Origin of the sequence: [Erwinia] mediterraneensis (genome assembly GCF_900604315.1) — a bacterium.
GTDB classification, from domain to species: Bacteria; Pseudomonadota; Gammaproteobacteria; order Enterobacterales; family Enterobacteriaceae; genus Pantoea; species Pantoea mediterraneensis_A.
Genome location: NZ_LR026980.1, coordinates 1 through 21,467 on the forward strand (window position 1 = coordinate 1; position 21,467 = coordinate 21,467).

The 21,467-nt window shown below is 51.2% G+C and carries 12 protein-coding genes and 1 pseudogene; 7 read left to right on the plus strand and 6 right to left on the minus strand.

Annotated elements, in window-relative coordinates; translation table 11 throughout:
- A pseudogene (locus E0E17_RS19020) lies at window positions 1-187 on the plus strand (inositol monophosphatase family protein); the annotation flags it as partial.
- A gap of 325 nt (window positions 188-512) precedes the next feature.
- Here the strand turns inward: E0E17_RS19020 and E0E17_RS19025 are convergent.
- On the minus strand, window positions 513-1,091 hold the full coding sequence (locus E0E17_RS19025; protein ID WP_165446270.1) for a DJ-1/PfpI family protein: 579 nt from the start codon (window positions 1,089-1,091) through the stop codon (window positions 513-515).
- Window positions 1,092-1,466: 375 nt separating this feature from the next.
- Entirely contained in the window at window positions 1,467-3,122 is a 1,656-nt protein-coding gene (gene mqo, locus E0E17_RS19030) for a malate dehydrogenase (quinone) (protein ID WP_130835747.1), read from the minus strand.
- 233 nt (window positions 3,123-3,355) lie between these two features.
- Between mqo and E0E17_RS20535 the strand changes: the two genes are divergently transcribed.
- Complete coding sequence (locus tag E0E17_RS20535; RefSeq protein ID WP_272940804.1) at window positions 3,356-3,478, plus strand: hypothetical protein; 123 nt, start codon at window positions 3,356-3,358, stop codon at window positions 3,476-3,478.
- A 169-nt stretch (window positions 3,479-3,647) separates the two neighbouring features.
- Here E0E17_RS20535 and E0E17_RS19040 read toward each other — a convergent pair whose 3' ends face one another.
- Entirely contained in the window at window positions 3,648-4,850 is a 1,203-nt protein-coding gene (locus E0E17_RS19040) for a CynX/NimT family MFS transporter (RefSeq protein WP_130835748.1), read from the minus strand.
- Between the two features lie 290 nt (window positions 4,851-5,140).
- Here E0E17_RS19040 and E0E17_RS19045 point away from each other — a divergent pair, with 290 nt between their 5' ends.
- The 3 genes from E0E17_RS19045 to E0E17_RS19055 all read left to right on the plus strand — a co-directional run bounded on the left by E0E17_RS19045 (window position 5,141) and on the right by E0E17_RS19055 (window position 13,173).
- The gene (locus E0E17_RS19045) at window positions 5,141-6,409 is read left to right on the plus strand and encodes a 4-aminobutyrate--2-oxoglutarate transaminase (RefSeq protein ID WP_130835852.1); all 1,269 of its coding nucleotides are present in this window, start codon (window positions 5,141-5,143) and stop codon (window positions 6,407-6,409) included.
- A 231-nt stretch (window positions 6,410-6,640) separates the two neighbouring features.
- Window positions 6,641-12,064: a hypothetical protein gene (locus E0E17_RS19050; RefSeq protein ID WP_130835749.1), complete on the plus strand. Its 5,424-nt coding sequence runs from the start codon at window positions 6,641-6,643 to the stop codon at window positions 12,062-12,064.
- A 143-nt stretch (window positions 12,065-12,207) separates the two neighbouring features.
- Window positions 12,208-13,173: an apurinic/apyrimidinic endonuclease family protein gene (locus tag E0E17_RS19055; protein ID WP_130835750.1), complete on the plus strand. Its 966-nt coding sequence runs from the start codon at window positions 12,208-12,210 to the stop codon at window positions 13,171-13,173.
- A 243-nt stretch (window positions 13,174-13,416) separates the two neighbouring features.
- Here E0E17_RS19055 and E0E17_RS19060 read toward each other — a convergent pair whose 3' ends face one another.
- The gene (locus E0E17_RS19060; RefSeq protein WP_130835751.1) at window positions 13,417-15,411 is read right to left on the minus strand and encodes an autotransporter outer membrane beta-barrel domain-containing protein; all 1,995 of its coding nucleotides are present in this window, start codon (window positions 15,409-15,411) and stop codon (window positions 13,417-13,419) included.
- A gap of 367 nt (window positions 15,412-15,778) precedes the next feature.
- Window positions 15,779-16,651, minus strand: a complete 873-nt coding sequence (locus E0E17_RS19065; RefSeq protein ID WP_130835752.1) for an aldo/keto reductase family oxidoreductase — start codon at window positions 16,649-16,651, stop codon at window positions 15,779-15,781.
- Between the two features lie 98 nt (window positions 16,652-16,749).
- Between E0E17_RS19065 and E0E17_RS19070 the strand changes: the two genes are divergently transcribed.
- Entirely contained in the window at window positions 16,750-17,673 is a 924-nt protein-coding gene (locus E0E17_RS19070) for a LysR substrate-binding domain-containing protein (protein WP_130835753.1), read from the plus strand.
- A gap of 121 nt (window positions 17,674-17,794) precedes the next feature.
- Here E0E17_RS19070 and E0E17_RS19075 read toward each other — a convergent pair whose 3' ends face one another.
- Window positions 17,795-19,987, minus strand: coding sequence for a TonB-dependent siderophore receptor (locus E0E17_RS19075; protein ID WP_130835754.1), 2,193 nt, complete (start codon window positions 19,985-19,987; stop codon window positions 17,795-17,797).
- 309 nt (window positions 19,988-20,296) lie between these two features.
- Here E0E17_RS19075 and E0E17_RS19080 point away from each other — a divergent pair, with 309 nt between their 5' ends.
- The gene (locus E0E17_RS19080) at window positions 20,297-21,424 is read left to right on the plus strand and encodes a tyrosine-type recombinase/integrase (RefSeq protein ID WP_237680846.1); all 1,128 of its coding nucleotides are present in this window, start codon (window positions 20,297-20,299) and stop codon (window positions 21,422-21,424) included.
- Window positions 21,425-21,467 lie beyond the last annotated feature (43 nt).

The window sequence follows — 21,467 nt, forward strand, 5'->3', positions numbered from 1 at the left end:
GGTGGTGGGTTACTACGAACCCTATATGCATGCCTGGGACTGCCTGGCGGGCTACTGTCTGGTAAAAGAGGCGGGAGGCTGGTATCACCCTTTTAATACCGAAGGCGAGCGGTTAACCAGGGGGGCGCAGGTGCTGGCCGTCGCACCCGGTGCGGAGGCTGATTTGCGCAAAATTGCCGGCATTTAATGCTGAAGCGGGCAACAGCACCAGCGAAAAGTTGCGTCGGGCGGAGTTTGAATCGCGCCACGTTATACTCAAACCGCGTAGCAGCCAGCTGCGTTTACCGTCAGGAGAGCCCCCTTCCAGCTGACGGATCTGACGACGCCGTTCCAGCCTACTGCTGCTGGGTCAGCACGCACACTGGCGAGTCACATCCGCGTGTTTTCCTGCCCGGGAAAAGCGCCTTACCGGGATAAAACAAAAGCAGCCCGCAGAGACCAAAATGTGCCTCAGCGGGCTGCCTGTTGCGAAAGTTTGAACCGATGGCGTGAGCCGTGCCGGGAGGGAAGCGTCAGGCTGGCTGCGTCTGCTTCGTTAACACCTCAACAAATTTTGCCAGCCATTCTGGATGGGCGGGCCATGCGGGCGCAGTGACAAGATTGCCATCCACACAAGCCTGATCAATGCTGATATCCGCATATTGTCCGCCACTCAGGCGGATTTCGGGGGCACAGGCGGGATAAGCGCTACAGGTACGGTTATTTAATATGCCGGCCGCCGCCAGCTGCTGTGGTCCATGACAGACCGCTGCGATGGGTTTACCTGCTGCATCGAAATGCTGGATCAGTTTCAGAACATCGGCGTTCAGCCGCAGGTATTCCGGGGCCCGACCGCCGGGAACCAGTAACGCGTCATAATCTTCACCCCGGACGGTGGCGAAATCAGCGTTCAGCACAAAACGATGCCCCGGTTTTTCGCTGTAAGTCTGCGCACCGTCAAAATCGTGAATGGCGGTCTGGACATAATCGGCATGACGTTTTTCCGGGCAAACAGCATCGACACGGTGACCAGGCATTTGTAGCGCCTGAAAAGGCACCATGGTTTCGTAATCCTCAACATAATCGCCGACCAACATGAGAATCTTCTTCATTATGTTTCACCCGACTGTAAGGGATGGAAAAATCAGCTAACCGCGTTACAGAGGATACGTCAAGCCTGCAGAAGGGACTTTTGATGGAGAGTGAACTATTGCAATAATGCCTTTAACTTTATGGAATTAATGATTTTCAAAGGGTTGCGGCCTCTCCGCCGTTGTCGTTTGCGCTAACGTTTCGGTAATACAGCGCAGCAGCGCCTGCGCGAGGGCGTCTCCGGCTGTAACACACTGGCAGCCAGTCACCGGGTGGGGAGGTATCGGCGATGAAAATGTGCCGGAACATGATGCTCAGAGGAGCGGAAGCCATCGTAGAGGCTGGCAACAAGGGAAACCTGCCTCCGCCAGCGGCGAAGACAGGAGAGTGGAGGTTTACAGTGCCATATCGTGCTGAGGCGCTGCCGCAGGTGCTGCGTTCACCGGCTGCGCAGCCGCTTTAGCTGCATTCTCTTTCATCTGAATCACTGGCGGTTTGGTCAGCTGCAGCGTTGCCGCTGTCTCATCCCATACCTGTTGCGTCAGGGCAACATTGCCATTCAGTTTCTGGCCATAGGCAGGCACAATCGTGCGGATTTTGCTCTGCCACTCCGCTGAACTGAACTGTTCAGGAAAGAGTTGCTTCATCACATTGATAGCGATCGGTGCTGCTGTGGATGCGCCCGGTGAGGCACCCAGCAGAGCTGCGAGCGTTTTCTGCTGATCGGTAACCACTTCGGTACCCAGCTTCAGCACACCGCCTTTGTCTGCATCTTTCTTGATAATCTGCACACGCTGACCCGCCTGGATCAGTTTCCAGTCTTCCTTACGGGCAGACGGATAATATGCTTTCAGCGCTTCGAAGCGGTCATCATCGCTTAACATCACCTGACTAATCAGGTATTTCACCAGATCAAAGTTATCCAGACCAACATGGGTCATGGGCATCACGTTTTTCGTGGTGGTGGTACTCAGCAGATCGAGGAAGGACCCCTGCTTCAGGAACCTGGTGGAGAAGGTCGCGAAGGGACCAAACAGCACCACACGCTTGCCATCAAGGAAACGCGCATCCAGATGCGGTACGGACATCGGTGGCGCACCCACAGAGGCCTGACCATAGACTTTTTCGCCATGCTGGCGGGCAATCTCCGGGTTCTCACTCACCAGGAAGGAACCCCCAACCGGGAAACCGGCGTAGTTATCCGCTTCCGGAATACCGGTTTTCTGCAGCAGCTTCAGCGCGCCGCCACCGGCACCAATAAAGACATATCTGGCATCGATTGCATGCGCCTTGCCGGTTTTCACATCGGTGACGGTAACATGCCAGGAGTTGTCGTCATTGCGTTTGAAATCGGTGGCTTCCGTTGATGTTTCCAGCGTGAAGTTATCCTTTTTCTTCAGGCTACCGATCAGCTGACGGGTAATTTCACCATAGTTCACGTCAGTACCGACCGGTGTCCAGGTCGCCGCCACTTTCTGCTGCGGATCGCGACCTTCAATAATCAGCGGTGCCCACTGCTTGATCTGCTTCTGGTCAGTTGAAAACTGCATGCCCTGGAACAGGGTGGTCTGTTGCAACGCCTGATAACGTTTGGTCAGATAATCAACATTTTTATCTCCCCAGACAAAACTCATGTGGGGCGTTGAGTTAATAAAAGAGCGGGGATTTTGTAGCACGCCACGCTTCACCTGAGATGACCAGAACTGGCGCGAGATCATAAAGGCTTCGTTGATCTCCAGAGCTTTACTGACATCAATGGAACCATCTGCACGTTCCGGCGTATAGTTCAGCTCCATATTCGCAGAATGACCCGTACCAGCGTTATTCCAGCCGTTAGATGATTCCAGCGCAACACCATCCAGTCTCTCTACCATCAACTGCTTCCAGTCAGGCTGAAGTTCATGCAGCAGGGTACCCAGGGACGCGCTCATAATGCCGCCACCAATCAGCAAAACATCGGTTTTTTCCGGGGCGCTTTCAGCGTAACTGTTTGAACTGACAAGAAGTGCGATGAGAGAAAAAGCAGGGAAAAACTTAGCAGGTTGTAACATTAGAATTTCAACTTAAAAATTTTTTAAAAACTAAAAAAAATGATTCTAAAGCATTATTGAATGATTTAAAAATATTTTTAACGAAACTTCAACAACCTTATAAAAATCAGGGTTAAGGATCGTCACATTCAGAGCAGAAAAATCCTCAGCGTTATTTCTGATACCGGCGGGCTCCGTAAAGATCAGCATGATGATCTGACCAGACCAGACAGCAGTATGATGCCCGGATTAAGGTGCTGAAGGATCATCAGGATGGGAAAATCCTGCTCAAGACTGACAAGATCAGCAAGCGTAAGCCGATCACCATTGCGCCGCAGGAGCGACGTGACGCGCACAAACAACTTAACCTGTCATAAGCTGTTTTAGCCCACTCTCTTCACACGGGCAAAACCCCATACCAGTACCGGGAGCAGGGCTGCGCCCGGCCTGACTCCCGGGCCGTTTTGCTGATACGACTGTGACTGAACACCTTTTGTCGGTTCATGACCCTCTGACAAGCGAATCTCGCCATCGGTATAATCATCATTAACCGATCACTTTATTCCTGCCCGCCAGCGGTGCGATGATCATCTGCAACAGACTCATTCCCAGAAGCATCAACAGAGGCAGGGACCAGCTGGCGAATTTGTCATGCAACATGCCGAAAATCAGCGGGCCAGGCGCCGCCACGCCATAGCCTACGCACTGCGCCATACCTGAAAGCTGCGCGGCCTGACGAGGGTCGCCTGCGCGCAAGCTGAACAGAGAGAGGCTGGTCACCATCGAAGCGCCCGCCCCCAGACCAGCGATGACCAGCCAGGCGACTGCCAGATGTGGCGCCAGCAACAGGCCAGCCACACCGATAAAAATGCCCAGCGATGCAGAAAGCGCAATCAGGCGTTGGTCGTGAAGCTTCTTCAGCGCCACCATACAGACCGGGTTAGCGATAACCGCGACAATCTGATAGATAAAGAGCAGCCAGCCAGCAGTTGCCTGGCTGAAGCCGTTCGTCTGAGCGTAAGGAGTAAACCAGGCAATCAGACTATAGAAAACCAGCGACTGCAGGGCCATAAATAAGGAGACCTGCCAGCCCAGCGCCGCTCGCCATGGGCTGCGCAGCGCAGCTGTGCCTGCCACGACGGCTGAAACGGCGGCTGGTGCCCTGTGAAGCTGTGGCAGCCATGCGGCAAGCGCGATAATGGCGGGCACAATCCAGACGCCCAGCGATAAAACCCAGCCGGAGTCGGTTAGCTGTGCCAGCGGAACGGCAATTCCGGAGGCGAGACTGGCCGTAATCGCCATGGTCGACGCATAAAGACCAATATACTTTGCCGTATGCGCTGTGAAGTCACGCTTAATCAGCGGGGGCAGAAGCACATTTGCGGCGGCTATTCCCATGCTGAGCGTCAGGGTGCCCAGCCAGAGTGCGGCTGAATTCTCTGTAATTCGCAGCAGAGACCCTAGGGAAATCAGCCAGAGTGCGCCCCAGAGCGTTTTTTTCAGCCCGACACGGTTGCCCAGCCAGGCCGCGCCAGGTGCCAGAGTGGCAAACATCATCAGTGGGATAAAATTGAGCAGTCCTGCTTCTGTAGCCGTCAGACCGAACGTCAGACAAATATTTTCCAGTAGCGGGCCGGTAGCTGTCAGAGGAGCACGCAGATTCGCCGCGGTAAGCAGCAGGACAAACAGGAAAAAGCCGGAGCCAGAAAACAGAGAGGTATGCGCCGCAGGCGCCTGAGACTTGAACATAATATCCATCGCACAAGAGCAGGGATCACCTGCTGATAGTGCGTTGGTTAACGTTAACGCTTACGCAACAGAGCAGGAGCCCTGATGTCTGCGCATTATAGTAGCGGCCAGATCCCGAACCGTAAAGCAGAACATGCGGGGGCCACGCGCTGTGTGAAACCTGTTTTGTTGTGGTCACAACATCCTGCGCATTGCGCGCAAAAGCGTGCCGCCTGGCAAGCGTACTGGCGCAACTGCTCATATACTCAGGCATCAGGAGGCGGCCAGCCTGTTGAGAGCGGAGAAATATGATGAGCAATGCAGAATTGAACCAGCGTCGTCTTGCTGCCACCCCACGTGGTGTTGGCGTGCTGTGTGACTTTTATGCAGCACGCGCAGAAAATGCCACGTTATGGGATGTTGAAGGTAATGAATACATCGATTTTGCTGCGGGTATTGCGGTATTAAACACAGGCCACCGCCATCCTGAGGTTATCGCTGCGATTGAACGGCAATTGCAGGATTTTACCCACACAGCTTATCAAATCGTTCCCTATGAAAATTATATTGCACTGGCAGAGCGTATTAATCAGCGCGTTCCGGTAAAAGGGCCCGTCAAAACCACCTTTTTCACCACCGGCGCGGAAGCGGTGGAAAACGCGGTGAAAATCGCCCGCGCCTTTACCGGACGTCCTGGCGTCATCGCATTTAGTGGCGGTTTTCATGGCCGAACCTGTATGACCCTGGCGCTGACAGGAAAAGTCGCGCCTTACAAACTGGGGTTCGGGCCGTTTCCCGCATCGATTTATCATGCACGCTTTCCGGATGCGCTCAATGGCATCCCGACACAGGAGGCGTTAAAAAGTCTGGAACATCTGTTCAGAGCAGACATCGATGCGCAACAGGTCGCAGCAATTATTATCGAGCCGGTACAGGGGGAGGGCGGATTCAATATCGCACCGGCAGATTTTATGCGCGCCCTGCGTGAACTCTGCGATCGCCATGGGATCTTGTTGATTGCTGATGAGGTACAAACAGGATTTGCCCGTACCGGTCGGCTGTTTGCCATGGAACACTACCCGGATGCGCAGCCAGACCTGGTAACCATGGCAAAAAGCCTGGCTGGCGGCATGCCGCTTTCAGCTGTTGCTGGCCGTGCGGAGGTGATGGATGCACCAGCTGCAGGGGGGCTGGGCGGCACCTATGCCGGCAATCCTCTGGCGGTGGCCGCTGCCCATGCCGTACTGGATATCATCGACAAAGAAGAGTTATGCGAACGCGCGCAACAGCTGGGCACTCAACTGACCGCGGTGCTGCAGCAGGCGCGCCAACAGTGTGCTGCCATTACCGATATTCGTGCGCTGGGTTCGATGATTGCGGTAGAGTTTTATGACCCTGCTACCGGTCAGCCTGCAGCCGCCTTTGTGCGCGAGCTACAGACGCGAGCCCGGGAGGCGGGGTTACTGCTGTTGAATTGTGGCGTTAATGGCAACGTGATCCGCTTTCTTTATCCCCTCACTATTCCGCAAGCGCAGTTCAGTCAGGCGCTGAAGATCTTATCGCACATACTCGTCTCCTGAGAAAACAGGGATGTCGGCAGAGCGACATCCCGCCGCACCTGTTGCGGCAGGCGATGCATTTCCTGAACACTCTTGTCAGAATGACATCAAAAATGATGGTTTTTCAGATGAATTTAGAAACTCCCCTTGCCATGCTGGTTTTTTTATCTTCCGGCAAAAATTCGCTATACCTGCTGTGCAGATGGCTTTCTGCTTTTGTCAGGTCACAGAGCGTGGTGGAGATTCATCGCAATGCCAAAAATCAGAACCTCTTTTTCAGCGCAGGACTGGCGTTTACACACAGGCTTAAATAATAAAAAACAGGCAGAGGAGTTTCAAAAAAGAGTAAAGTGGCTGGCAGAACATCCGGGACTGAATTCCGATAATTTTCAGCGCTGGCTTCTTTTTCGTTTTATGATTAATGTCATCGCTGTTACTAACACCCCATACTCTGTGCCGTCCAGGCGTCAGCTACCCCGTGATCCCGGTTTATCCGACCCTGCCGGACTAAGCCTGCAAAACAGATCGGCTTTATCTGTAACGCCCTCAGCATCGCTTATCCGCCAGATTCAGCCGCAAAAGGTGAACGCACGCAGCAAAAAACACCCCTGTTATCCCGAAGGAGCGCAGAGAAAAGAAGATTTCTCAAAAGCGGGTGCTAATCCTGCCATAAGGAGCGAAGCGCCCGATGTTGCCTTGCCTCTGATTGTGGCTTCAGTGGCGACCACGCTTCCTCGAGGGCTGCACGGTAAAACCTTTCCCATAGTAGCCAGCGTTATGGCCATAACCGGTAGCACCTGGCTTGGGAGGCAAATCTATAACGCCTTTTATCCCGCCAGTGTTAACGCGGGAATAGAGGGAATCCCGCCAGAGGAAAAAGTTGACCAGCGTGCCATAGCGTTAGTGGACAGGAGCAGCAATAATAGTGATACCCGCAAGATGGCCTTTTTAAACTTTCCGCATGGCTTTAACGGACTATGGCTTAATGAAGAATTTACTGATTACGCCCGGATACGCACCTTAAGCACAGAGGATTTATCGAAGAACGGCACTTTTGCTAAACGCTATCTGAAAACGGAACAGGAATTCCGCAACCTTATCCAGGATGATATTTTACAGGAGGTAGATAATAAAAGCATTAATGTTGCTTTTCATGGTTATATCCGAAAGTTTATCGATGCTGTGGTTGCACATGATTACGTTCAGGTTAATGCTGGCGATAAGTCACTACGACTGGTAACTACGGGATTGGCCATAATATATAACACCCTGTTAATGGATATCGCCGGATTTGACAGCACTGCGTACTATGACATTTACAGCGAAGAAGAAATTTTGTTGTTTACGCGATTAAGGTATACGTTAAAAAACGTAATATCATATATACAACAGCAGCAAACTGCACCTTATGCTGCCATTTTCAGTAAGCCGCTTTATCAATATTATATACCAGGAATGTCTCTGCACGATAAATACGATTTTATTAACGCGATGGTTTCTCCCTTTATCGCTAATGATACAACGATTTATCGCGCAATTATGCAACAGCTAAAAAAACAGGGTGACAGTGATGAAATCTCTGACATCATATATTCAATATATGAAATCGTGCTGAACGGAATCAGTAAATTACTCAGCCTGCCGGTATCAATTTCTCATCAAAACTCATCTCTAAACCTGTATATAAACCACTGCACCTGGATTCTGGAGCGTTTACAGGGATATTTTGGTAACCTCTATATTTATGATGGCGAGGACCATATCGACACTTCTGTGACAAGCAGCGTAAAAAAACTTATGACAAATAGCTACGGGCTGTTTGAAGAATACGGCGAGAACAATGTTTATAAGGATATTGTTGACCGTATTTTTAACGGTGTCGATTTTGCTTCTCAGCCCGCCACGGGCATTTCTCTTAAAGCGAGCGAGAATGCGCAGGACAATGCTGCCAGAAAAATAGTTAACAAGTATAACGCATTAATCGCAGAGTTGTTACCTGGCGACTCGGGACAACCAGAGAGAGGGAGCAAAACGCAGGATGATTCGCTGCGCTATTTACTGACTTCTCTACAGGAAATGATCGCCATCAATAAGCAAAGCTACCAGTCATTGCCTGCTGATAAAAGACTTATTCTGGATCGCTTTGGTCAGGCGGCTATCGGATATACTCAGTTGAGTCAGTCTGACATTCGTCATGTGATCACTGATACGCTGGCTTATCATGTACTCCCGACCATGCTTGCTGATAAACGCCAGCGTCAACATTTTCCTGTTTCACTGCTGTCCAGGCTAACTGGTTTCGATATAAAAAAAATTCAGCGTGTTTCTGAAAAATCATTACTCAACAGCGGGGAATTTAACAGGGTAAAACAGCAAAGCCTTGAGATGTATAATGATGAAACGCTCAGATGGATAGAATATGGCATTTACCTTTTTACCAATCAGGAGGTCAGTGACACATCAAAACGCCTGATTGACATCCTCTCTTTACCCGGTATCGATGATTACCTTTCTGATTCGCTGCATCACATCCAGGATAAAGACACGACGGAAGAAGAACTGATTATGTTCTCCGACCTTTCACTGGCGCTGCGTTTTTTAAATGAGGAGATTCACCGTGATGATACGCTAATCTCTTTTGGCGAAAAAGTGATGCTGGCGGCTATCGGGGACTATGAAAAATTCAGAAAGCAACTGGAAGATAAAGTTTTCACGCAAAGTGCAGATGCTGCGCAATCAGCGTCAGCGATCAATGCGCTCAGGCGAGTAAATCTGATTCTGCTGAGTCTGCGCAACGAATATAGCGAAAGGCTGGATACAGTTAAATATATCAAAGATATCATTGCACACTGCAGCAGAAAAAAGGGAAGGTATATTTCCCCGTTTTTGCCGAAAAACCGTAAGGGGATTGTCTCCACAATAAATCTGGCAAAAGTGGCAGCGGTCAGACACTTTTATAACAGAACAGAGCCGGACAGAAAGAATGATGATGTTTATTTAAATATGTATAATGCGCTGGTTTACGATGATCAGCCAGAAGCCTGCCATCTGAGAATTCTTTCCTCCTTATACTGGAACGTATTTTACCATCCACTCTTCCATTCTGCAGCAAACCCCTTGCTTCAATACCTTGATGTGAAGAGCAATGTTGCTTTTGGTGAATTCGCTTCGGGTAAAGATGATTTGCGTCTGAGAAGGATTAGAGCGTTATTAGCCTATGCTTCCAGCGCAAAATTAGTCAGGTTATTTGACCTTTACAGCATAAGATATCAGGAAAAAGTTGCGCTTATAGAAAATGCTTTAGGTTACAAAAAATTAGAAAGAAACTATTTTTCGATAACGGATATAAAAAGAAGATCCAGCATAGCGGGACACTCTGCTGAAAAGTTTGCTCAGCAATTTAAAAACTATAATGCCGACAATGACATTGCAATGATAATAAGCCAGTTCATTGATACTTCAGCTATCGAAGCGGAAAAACTGCTGCTTAAGCCAAAAGCCATTTTTGCCTATAAACATCTCAATAAAAAAAGTGATCAGTCAGCTCCCGCCGGACGCGATGACGATCTGCTGATTTTATTTACTGAAGATAACCATATTTTGTTATCCTGGGCCAGTGGCTTTTATAACAATATCCTCTGGCTCGATGCAAAAAAGGATATACCCTCTTTTGCAGATATTAATCTTATTATTAAAGATCTTGCGCCCTGCGCATTAAGCTACCGGCCGAAGGTGAAAGATAATGCGAAGATTATGGCACGTCTGAGAGGGAGCGTGCTTTCATTGCTGAGCTTTCGTTATGGCCTCCAGAGTTTTAAAGAATATAATGTCACCAGCACGCCATATCCGGAACATCTGGCAATAAATGTACTGCAGCTGGGTAAAGAAAAACGACCTGAATTTGGCGTGGTCAGTGATGAACAAATCGATATCGCCTTGTTTCAGCGTTCTTCAGTGACGCAAAAGGGGAGTATCAATGATATTTTAAAAGAACAATTAAAAAATTATTTTACGGAGACCGTAGAAAGCTTAAAGGTAATCTATAACGATGATGAAGACATTACCGATCAGATTATTAATTTTATTCCTTTTGCCAGAGCGATTCGTCAGGCCTGGAATAAACTTCCTTTATCCTCTGATGATATTGTCTTTTTAGTCATGGATCTGTTGGATGGCTTGGGCATCATTCTGGATGCGGCTTCAGGCGTGGTCAAAAATAGTCTGAGGAAGCTTATCCGGGAGGAAGTAATAAAAGAATTTATACCCGGTAAAAAAATGACATTCGAGCAATTTTCTCGCGTCACTCATCGCAGCCTGAAAAAAGTAATCAAAAGTGCCGGTTTTTTATCGCGTAGCGCCATTAAAAGTCTCGCTAATGCCACGCCCTTACCGTTAATCACGCAAAGCTACCGGTTATTTTCCGGTAAAAAGACGCTTCTGGCGTCAGGAGGTTACAGTGATTACGCTGAAATGGCTAAAAATTATAAAAAGTCCAGTGAGATGACCAATCGGATAATATTGCAAAGGCTGCAAGAAAAAATGGGAGAAAATAATTTTAAAGCGATTATGGAAGAGACAGAGAAGCCTTTCCTGCCAGCTTTATCTATGGATACAGTTGATTCCTCTGGACTTTATCATGAGATTGAAAATTATCTTGAGGCAGGAAAACATCTGGAATTATACCACCGTTTCCAGAACAGAATACAACATTCCGTGGCGCGTTTTGTGCCTGGAAAAGCCAGCCGCGAACAGGTTATCGCGCATGCCCTGAGTCGAGGGTACCGCTTATATTTTCATGAAGGCGATGACCTGCACAGACTCACCGAGGCAGAAAGATACACGGCGTCAAAGGCACGCAATGGCGTCAACATTGCGTTTATAAAAGTGCAAAATGCTAAGGCTGTTCTCGATCATTGCCTGTCACTGCCCAGAGAGAGCGCACTGTATAAAAGTTTAAAAAAAGATATCAAGGATATTGTTGGCAATGTCAGTGACGCGGTGATCGCTGATGTGTTACACACCTTAAGCACACGTAATACGCTGGTGCTGAGCCTGCTTAAACAGTGGCGTGAAAATCATTTTCGCGATCTGATTTTCTTTCGTACAGCAACGAACTCGCCTTCGCCTTTAGCTTTTGTTTATCCCGGGGATGCATCCCACGCCGTTTTTTATAATCTGGAAAGTCCGTTGATCACCCCCTATAGAGTCTTAAAACATGAGGCCTCACATCAGGCCGGGACAAAGGATTTTATCTATCAGAATTATTACCCGGGGACTCTGCGTTCAACAAAAAGCATGATAAATTCTCTGCACCAGCCAGGAAATATACAGCAATTCATGGCAAGGGTTCCTCCACGTCAAATCAATATGTTATTCGGTTTACCGCGCGATGCACCTGTTGGTATTGCCCATTATGAAACCGCCTATGGCATCGTGCATAGTCCCGATTTTCCGGTGCAGATGTTAAATAGCAATGCTGACAGCTATGTTGATCTGGTTGAGCTGATAAACCGTAAATACGCGGCGGTTGCAGATGAGTCGGGCCAGGTCAGTGTCACCATAAACGCCTTTGGCAAACGGGAAGCTGCGGCGGAAGAGGATACACTGCTCATGAAACAGATGCTTGGCATCGCCTGGCTGACAGCTGGCAGCATCATAGCAAACGCGGCGGCCTGATGATGCGGGGCTGAGGACACACTGACCCGCATTACCTCTATCGGGCAGAGCATCGCATCTGACGCGTTTTATTTCTGTCTGTTTCTGTCGGGCGTCCATTTCGTTGTTAGACTTACAGGCACTATCTGACCCGGGGAGACAGTATGAAATTCGGCTATGCGTGTAAATTTTTTAATGCTGAAGGGAAGCAGCCCTTTCCATTCCGGGCAACGACACGCAAGCGGTTTCTGAGCCTGGAGGGTGAAGCAAGAACGGCTTTATTGTATGAGATCTCGCAAAACAATCTGACGCAACTGTTGCTCAACCTTAAAGCACTGGCTCAGCAGCCAGATGCATTAAGAATGATGAGGATCGGCAGCGATCTTTTACCGCTCTATACCGTTCCTGAAGCGACGCTCCTGTACCGGGCGTTCTTGCCTGACCTTTATCCGTTGCTGGCGCAGTGTGGTCAGTTTGCCCGGGAAAATAACATCCGGCTCTCTTTCCATCCCGGCCAGTATTCGGTTCTGGCCTCTGATAATCCGCTGGTGGTTGAAAGGGCCATTGAGGATGTCGAATATCATGCGTTGTGTGCCGTACTGATGGGATATGGTCAGCGATTCCAGGATTTTAAAATTAATATTCATATGAATGGAAAAGGGGGCTTTGCAGGCTTTAAAGCGGCTTTCGCTAAACTCAGTCCGGAAGCAAGGCGGATGTTAACGGTCGAAAATGATGAGATCTCCTGTTCGCTGGATGAGGTTTTACAGGCGCAGGATTTGTGCCCGGTGGTGCTGGATATTCATCATCACTGGGTAAAAGAGAATCAATTTATTCGTCCCGAGGATCCACGTATCGCCCGCATCATAGCCTCATGGCGGGGAGTCAGGCCGGTTTTACACTATTCTGTCTCGCAGGAGGGGTTAATCCCTGCGGAGGGTTTTCCCGATCAGAACGTATTGGGGGTGCCAAAAATGAAATTAAGGGCACACTCGGACTTCTATTTTAACCGCACATTAAATGACTGGGCGCTCTCCTTTGAGGAGTTCGATATCATGTGTGAGGTTAAGATGAAAAACCTTGCCAGAGACCGGCTGTATGAATATGCCCTGTCAGGTGAACGGCGCTAACGGAAGCGTGCCCAGGCACGCGCTTTTTTAATCCGGATCCGAACCTTGCCGCAGCTCTCTGCATTAGCGGGACAGGTTAAATGAAGCTGTTAGTTACATCATACTTATAAAAATATCTTTTAACCCACAGTGTGAAAGTTCAGATGCCCGAAACTAACATAGTGCTGAACAACGCAGCTTACCATCGGGAAAGCCCGCGTCTTTACGGCTTCCCGGCCCCTACCAGACAGGGGAGTCTTTTAATCAGAATCGGGCATTAACCCCCAGGCTCCATGTCACTTCATGATAATCACTGGCGTCCGCGACGGTTGAGGCGGCAGCAAAAGCGCTGATCTGCTGACCCAGCGGCACGTTGGCACCCACAGCGATATCCAGCCAGTCATTGTCGCCAGCGCGTACCGTACGGCTGAATGCGGTGCGGGTCGTTTTCAGTCCTGCAGTTACCGCTGTATCAGTATCGCCAAACTGATGGTTATAACTTACCTGTGCCCAGGGATTAACCGGCAGTTGCTGGCTGTCGATACGCCAGCCTACCGCGCCGATCTGCGAATGGGTGGTTTGATCGCTAAAGCGCATCGCACTGCTGCTGTTGCCCTGTTCGCGATAACCCGCGATGCGGCCATAATCGAGCGCATAACTGACCATAGGTCCTGTTGTCAGGTACGAGCCCAACGGCAAATCCCAGCCTGCCTGCGCACGCATGCCGAGCAATTTGCCGTCGGTGTTGCCCTGTTCGATGCGACTCGCGGGACCCAGCATCACCCGGCGTTCGATATCATCCACATCCAGATCGGCATAATGCACTTCGGCGTTGAACCATCCCTGATCAAACAGTGTTACCTGGCTCCACAGCGCCGCCAGCTGACCCCGTAAGCGATAATCATAATGTGAAGACGGCTGTCGGCGATCGTTGGCTGAGGAAAGCAGTGCGCCCAGCTGCCAGTTATCTGTCAGCTGATAGCCCACACCCAGGGTCAGATTATGGGTGGTGGCATCGCCATCCTGATAGCTACCGCCGCTATTGTCCGTATGCTGGCTGGCATAACCGCCAAATAAGACAAACTGACCGGCGTTGCCGGGCTGGTGGCGTTGCTGCTGTAAATGGCCATCCAGCGTATTATGCACATCACGAATCATCGCCAGCGGTGCCTGTGAGAGTGCGGCTACCTGGGCAGGCGCATCCAGGATTGACTGAATATAATCGGCAATCAGGGCATGCACTGCCGGGCTGGGGTGCAGACCATCAGCAAACAGATAATTCTGCGTGCCGGAAAAGCCGGGCGTGGTGGAAAGGCAGTTTGCTGCAGAAATGCCGGGCGGGCAGGCGGTGCCCGCCGTATTGCTGATACCGTAACGTCCGGGGGCGGCAATCACCTCACTGAACAGGCGGTTGATATCGGCCCGAACAATATTCCCCGGTGTGGCGACCAGGCCATTCTCTTCCTGCTGGTTATAACGCTCGCTCAGAACCGCCGCCTGTTCACTCAACGCCTGCCAGGCTTCAATCAGCTGCTGCGCCAGCGCATCGCGCACCGCAGGAACAGAAGAAACCTGCGCGGCCGCCCGGGTCAGCGCCGTTTCGATCGCCTGCTGACGCGAGGCGTTATCGGGAGTGGTTGCGTTGTTAAGTGACTGAAAGGCTGCCGCCTGTGCCGATTCAGCTGCGGGTCCCAGCAGCTGCAACACCACTTCGATTAACGCCGGCGTCGCGCCTACATTGGGTACGGTGGGCACAATGATCGTGCCTGCGCCAGCATCCACCAGGCGTTTCACCTGCGCAGCCGCTGTTGCCGCACTGTTTTCTACCGCAGCATTGGCATCCTGTGGGCTGACAACCGCCAGCGCCGTCGCCGCAGCCAGATCGTTGCCGCCGACCCAGTGAATATAGAGATCATCCCCACTGGCGCGCCCGCCAGTGCCGGACAGATAGTTGTCCAGCTGATCCCGGGTATTTTCCTGGCCCGGCACCGGCACGGCGACAGCGCCGCCCTCAGCATAGTTACTGCCTCCCTGTGATGAAGGCAGCAGGTCCTGACCCAGACGCCGGGCCAGTATCTCGTCATAAAGTGGATAGGTATCGCTGTCCCAGGTATAACGGCCGACATTCCCGCCATCACTCAGACTGTCGCCAAAAACGGTAAGGTTACCCCAGGATAATGCCGGAAGGGGGGCCAGTAACAGGCTCAGCGAAGTCAACATAACCGGAATACGTACGCGCTGTTCGTGGTGGTTGTTCATTATTATCAACTCCGGATAAATAGTCGGGCTGAAACCAGAAAGCCTGACCGCGATATTTATGACCCACGTCTTCAGACACAGGCGAATGCCATCACCTCATGCAGAACAACAAAGGCTGCGGATCCACTCAGAGAATTCATCGTCTAACCACAAAGCTATGTATCAGTGTGGCAAAAATTTTTCCGGCTGCGCAGGTAAGTCATAGATGCGTGATAGCGGGAGGGTTTCTGGCAAAAACTGCTGAAGATGGGGCCAATCGGTGGCGGACTTGTCAACTGTATGCTGCGTGGAGGGCGCACACGCAGGGCCGGTAAGAGGGCTGCCGGCACTGGCGTGTGAAAATACCGGGAAGGATAACGACAGGGGTTTATAATACCGATAAAGGCTGGCCAATGCTGTTAAGTGTTTCCACAATCTCCGCTGATAACTGCAGTTGCCCGCTGGCTAAATTCTCCTGCAGATGCTGTGGCGATGAAGTGCCGGGAATCAACAGGATATTGGGCGAACGTTGCAGCAACCAGGCGAGCGCAACCTGCATCGGTGTAGCCTCCAGTGACGTGGCAACCTTGCTGAGCTGATCCGACTGTAAGGTGCTAAAGCCGCCCAGCGGGAAAAAAGGCACAAAAGCGATGCCCTGTGAGGCCAGTTGATCAATCAGCGCATCGTCCTGACGGTTCGCCAGATTATAGAGATTCTGCACGCAGGCGATCTCCGTCATGGTTTGGGCGTCGCTTACCTGACGAGCTGTGATGTTGCTCAGGCCTATATGTTTTATCAGCCCCCGCTCTTTCAGTTTAATCAGCGCTTCCAGGGGCGCTTCAAGCGATCCCTCCTCAGGCTGGCCGACGTTAAACATGCTGCGCAAATTCACCACCTCCAGCACCTCCAGCCCCAGATTACGCAGGTTATCCTCTACAGCGCGTGTCAGTTCAGCAGCGCTCATGGCGGACAGCCATCCACCTTTATCATCACGCAAGGCACCGACTTTGGTCACGATACATAAATCATCCGGGTAGGGATGGAGCGCTTTACGAATAAGCTGATTGGTAACATGGGGCCCGTAAAAGTCGCTGGTATCGATATGACGTACGCCTGCCTCGATGGCATCCCGTAATACCTGAAGGGCACGCGCCTCATCAGCAGGCGGGCCAAAGACACCGGGCCCGGCAAGCTGCATGGCGCCATAACCCAGACGATGGACCTGTCGACTGCCGAGTGTGTAAGTCGTAGATGTTAACATTTGCGTACTCCTCTCTGTTGGTGTGGATGGATTGTAATATCACCACTACTGTGCGACTATCCGGGGAAATGAGGACACACTGTACGGGTTAGCGAACAATGGATATTAGTTTGCTTCATGCTGTGGTAGCGGTTGCAAAAGCGGGCGGCTTCCGCGAGGCGGCGCGTGTAACAGGCAATAATCCTTCCCGCCTGAGCGATGCGGTTCGACGGGCTGAACAGCAACTGGGCGTACGGCTTTTTAACCGCACCACGCGCACGGTGATCCTGACGGAAGCGGGCAGGGCGCTGATGGAACGACTGTTGCCTGCGATGAATGAAGTGGATGCGGCGCTGGATGCCCTTAATCACTATCGCCAGCGGCCGGGCGGCACGTTACGGCTGAATGTGCCGGTCAGTGCGACCCGTCTGGTACTGCCTGGTATCGTACCGGCGTTTTTGCAACGTTATCCGGAAATCCAGCTGGAAATTGTGGCGGAAAGTAATGTACAGGATGTGTTTCGTGACAGCTGCGATGCGGGCATTCGCTACGACGAACGGCTCGAACAGGATATGGTCACCCTGCCGATAGGCCCGCGGCTGCAACGATACGCGGCAGCGGCGGCACCCGCTTATCTGGCACAGTATGGCCGTCCTGCCCATCCCCGCGAGCTGATACAACATCAGTGTATCCGTGGTCGCTACGCCAGCGGGGTTATACCAGAATGGGAATTTGCGCGCGGTGATGAGCAGGTTTCTCTGCAGGTCAGGGGCCCGCTGATAGTCAGCGTGGGCGGCGCGATGGATCTGGCCGTTGATGCGGCGATTGCCGGGGCTGGGGTGATTTACCTGTTTGAAGAGTGGCTGCGCCCGGCATTAGAGAACGGAAAACTGGAGCCGATACTGCAACCCTGGTGGCTGAGTTTTTCTGGCCCGCGCCTTTATTACAACGATCGTCGGTTAATCCCGGCACCGCTGCAGGCGTTTATTGACTTTGTCCGTGAACAAAATCTCAGTCAGAACGTGAAACCGGCATTGTCGTAACCCACAATCTTAGAATGGCAGCGGCCAAATCTGCCGCTTGCACTTTATCCTCTCAATGTCAGGCAGAAATAAAAAAAGGCCTCCGCGTAACGGAAGCCTTTGTCACAGAAAAGCAGCAATATCAGAATGCCATTGTCAGCCCCGCATAATAAGCGCGGCCCGGTTCATTGTAGGTAGAGGCCCCTTCGTTTTCACGATAGAGACGTTTATCGAACAGATTGCTGACGCCCACGTTAGCGCGTAATTCTTTGGTCAGATCATAATTCAGATTCAGACCCACCACGGAATAGGCACCGATCTCTTTATTTGACAGCGAGCCCACTTCTGTACGAATTTCCGCTGTGCTGCGCGGTTTCTGGCGGCCATACATCGTCCAGTTGACGGCAGTAGAGAGTTTATCTGTTACCTGCCAGTCCAGCATGGTGTTGATGGTATATTCCGGGATCACAGAAAGCGGGTTGCCGGTTTTTTTGCTTTCTGAGGTCAGCATCCAGGTGGCATTGGTACGCCATTCCAGCGTATCCCGTATCAGCGGGATAGTCATATTACCTTCCAGACCTTCAACAACCGCTTTGCCGCCATTTTCCCAGCGCAGGATATTATTACCGTTTGAAGCGTAACCAATGACCTCGGTACCTGACACAATTTTATTCTGGTAATCGTTACGGAACCAGGTAATGCCAGCAACGTAACCGTTGTCACTGAACTCCAGGCCGACTTCTTTGTTAATGCTGACTTCTGCTTGCAGATCGTCGTTACCCACCAGGTAGCAGCTACCGGACACCACATCTTTCGGGCAGCCGTTACCACGAGTAGAGAGCAGATAGCCCTCACTCGACTGATACAGGTTCGGCGCTTTGAAGGCGCGGGCGATACCAGCTTTCAGCGTGAAGTATTCACCCAGCCCCTGAGAGATATTCAGGCTCGGACTCCAGTTGGCACCAAAATTATCGTGATAGTCAAAGCGCAGGCCGGGGATGATTTCAGTTGTGTCGGTCGCGGCGATATTGTCTTCAAACCAGAGCGAGCTAAGCTCCGCGCTGTTTTTACTGCTGCGTGCTGCAGGATCGCCAGCCACATCGCCAATCACCACGTTAGACGCGTTGGTAGCAAGCATTGAGGCGGGATCGTTCAGTTCATCACGGTTCCATTCCGCTCCCAGGGTAACGGTTTGCTCCACCAGCAGTTCAACCGGGAAGCTCACTTCGCCGTTGGCCCGATAGCTTTCCAGGCGGCTGGTTGAATAGGTGGTGCTGTTAATCATCCCTTCAACACTGCCGGTTGTGCCTTCTTTCAAACGGGTGTTATCGGTTTTCTCGTAGTTAAAGCCCAGTCTGGACTGACCCCAGTCCCAGATACCGTTATGGGTAATGCCGTAGCTCTGGCGATAGAGGCGGTTGGTTTCCTCGCCATAAAGGGATTCCACCAGTCCGTTTTTACTCTTGTTACCATTACTGTATTGCGTATCTCCTGCATAAATATTGCCCTGACGGCTGTAACCGTAGCTAAAATCCAGCATCTGCAGCGGCGTCATTTTCCATGAAACGATGGCATTGATATCTTTATTACGCACCCCTTCGCGACCGGCAGCGTAAGAGCCATTTTCCCGGGTATTGATGTCGAAATCATCGGCATCGGTTTTGTTCAGGTTGCCATACAGGCGCATGGTCAGCACGTCGCCCGCCAGTGGGCCGCTCAGGCTGAAGTTGGTACGTTTGGTTGCGCCTTCCTTCTCATTTTCTGGTTGGTTGGTATAAAGAGAAAGCGAACCATGCCAGTCATTGGTAGGACGTTTGGTAATAATGTTGACCACCCCACCTGCCGCGCCAGAACCGTAGCGTGCAGCGGCCGGGCCACGAATAACTTCAATGCGTTCGACCATCTCAGGCGGTACCCAGTTAGTATCACCCCGGGTATCACGCTCACCACGCCAGCTGTAACGTACTGAGTTACGTGAAGTGACAGGAACGCCATCGACCAGGATCAAGGTATTTTCCGGGCCCATGCCACGAATATCGATCTGACGGTTGTTACCGCGACTGCCGCTGGCGCTGTTGCCCGTCAGGTTAACCCCGGGCATTTTACGAATGATATCGGAGAGATCGTTTACCGGGGGCGTTTTTCGAATATCTTCCGCGGTAATAGTGGAAACCCCGGGCTGCTGTTTCAGCTCTTGTTCCGCAGTCACGATCATCGATTCGCCTTCAGCCAGCTTATCGGACTGTTCTTCAGCCGCGGTGACAGCGGTGGTGGTTATCAGCCCGGCCAGCAAAACGGCAGCTGAAGGTTTTTTGTCACGGAAGGTTACATTCACTTATAAAGTCTCCCTGTTGCATTAACATTTGAAAGCAAATGCGCATGATAATGATAATAATTATCATTGTATATCAGTAATTAGCTCTCTTTTGATTTTTCATCTTTGCGGTTTTTTTATTCAATGCATTATTTCCGGGAGTACTGTGAGATTGCTTTGCCAGCAGTGATAACTTTTAAACAGCAACGCCTGTATGACTCCAGACTTAATAGGTCTGGAGTCACATACGATAAGCCGCTAGAATAGGTCGTTGACTGCCTGTTTTTACCGGGTACCGGGCGCAACCTGTACCGAGCTAATGGACGCGGAATGTTTAAAAGTGTTGACGCAACGCTGACAGAAAGTCAGCATAAAGTGACAACGTCACCTCATGTCGGCCGACATGTTATGTACTGGCTGGAAAATGTGCGCCAGACGCCTCTGGTGGAACTCGATAACTTCGGCGAGCAGGGCACTGTCGAGCAGGTGATGAAAGTCTGGATAAAGCTGTCGCTACTGGTCACGCGTCGTCGACCGGAAATCGCTGTTTCTTCCCTGCTTAAGCATGTATTGCCGGCGATCGGCGCTATTCCCCTCCATGAAATAAGTCGCTTACGCCTGAACCGCCTTTATAATGTCCTGATTGCAGATGGTAAAATTGATGAGGCTAAGCGGGTTTTTGCCCTGACCAAACAGTTTTTTTCCTGGGCAGAAATGCAGGGGTATATTGACCATTCGCCGGTAGCCTCCATGAAAAAACGCGATGTGGGCGGCCGGGCAACGCCGCCGCGTACGCGCCAGTTAACCGATGCGGAAATATGGGTTTTCTGGCATGGTCTGGATGAGTGGAACATCAGCGAGCAGTGTCGCTGGGCATTGCGCCTTTGTCTGGTCAGCGCACGCCGGCCCGATGAAGTGGTGCAGGCAGCGCAAGCGGAATTCGATTTGCGTCTGGGATTATGGAAACAGGGGACACGTAATAAGTCACAGCGTGAACACACGTTGCCGGTTTCACCCCTGATGCAAATCTGCATCGATCAGCTGATGAAACATGCCTCACCCGCATCGCCCTGGCTGGTACCGTCACCGCAGGATCCTCAACATCCGCTGTCAAAAGGCGCCATTACTCAGGCCTTACGACGCATGGTGCGCGCAGAACGCGGTTTAGGTATTGAGCCTTTTACCACCCGTGATTTACGACGTACCGCGCGCTCGAAACTGGCCGCGCTTGATGTGCCCAATGATGTTGCACGTAAAATCATGAATCATGCGCTGGCAGGGATCGATCGGGTCTATGACACCCATGACTATTTACCGCAGATGCGCCTGGCGCTACAACGCTATTCCGATGCCCTACAGCATATCGTTGATCAACCAGACTATCATCGGCTGCCCCATCGATATGAAGGCGAGCGTCTGGTTCTGCCTGAAAGCGCTATTTTGTTCTGTAGCGATTAAATTCAATGCTCTCTTTTATCCTGGGTAGCAAAATTGCAGGCAC

What these genes read in the sequence shown, in the direction of transcription:
- E0E17_RS19025 (WP_165446270.1), bottom strand. Translation starts at nt 1,091, where the DNA reads ATGAAGAAGATTCTCATGTTGGTCGGCGATTATGTTGAGGATTACGAA.
- mqo (WP_130835747.1), bottom strand. Translation starts at nt 3,122, where the DNA reads ATGTTACAACCTGCTAAGTTTTTCCCTGCTTTTTCTCTCATCGCACTT.
- E0E17_RS19040 (WP_130835748.1), bottom strand. Translation starts at nt 4,850, where the DNA reads ATGTTCAAGTCTCAGGCGCCTGCGGCGCATACCTCTCTGTTTTCTGGC.
- E0E17_RS19045 (WP_130835852.1), top strand. Translation starts at nt 5,141, where the DNA reads ATGAGCAATGCAGAATTGAACCAGCGTCGTCTTGCTGCCACCCCACGT.
- E0E17_RS19050 (WP_130835749.1), top strand. Translation starts at nt 6,641, where the DNA reads ATGCCAAAAATCAGAACCTCTTTTTCAGCGCAGGACTGGCGTTTACAC.
- E0E17_RS19055 (WP_130835750.1), top strand. Translation starts at nt 12,208, where the DNA reads ATGAAATTCGGCTATGCGTGTAAATTTTTTAATGCTGAAGGGAAGCAG.
- E0E17_RS19060 (WP_130835751.1), bottom strand. Translation starts at nt 15,411, where the DNA reads ATGAACAACCACCACGAACAGCGCGTACGTATTCCGGTTATGTTGACT.
- E0E17_RS19065 (WP_130835752.1), bottom strand. Translation starts at nt 16,651, where the DNA reads ATGTTAACATCTACGACTTACACACTCGGCAGTCGACAGGTCCATCGT.
- E0E17_RS19070 (WP_130835753.1), top strand. Translation starts at nt 16,750, where the DNA reads ATGGATATTAGTTTGCTTCATGCTGTGGTAGCGGTTGCAAAAGCGGGC.
- E0E17_RS19080 (WP_237680846.1), top strand. Translation starts at nt 20,297, where the DNA reads ATGTTTAAAAGTGTTGACGCAACGCTGACAGAAAGTCAGCATAAAGTG.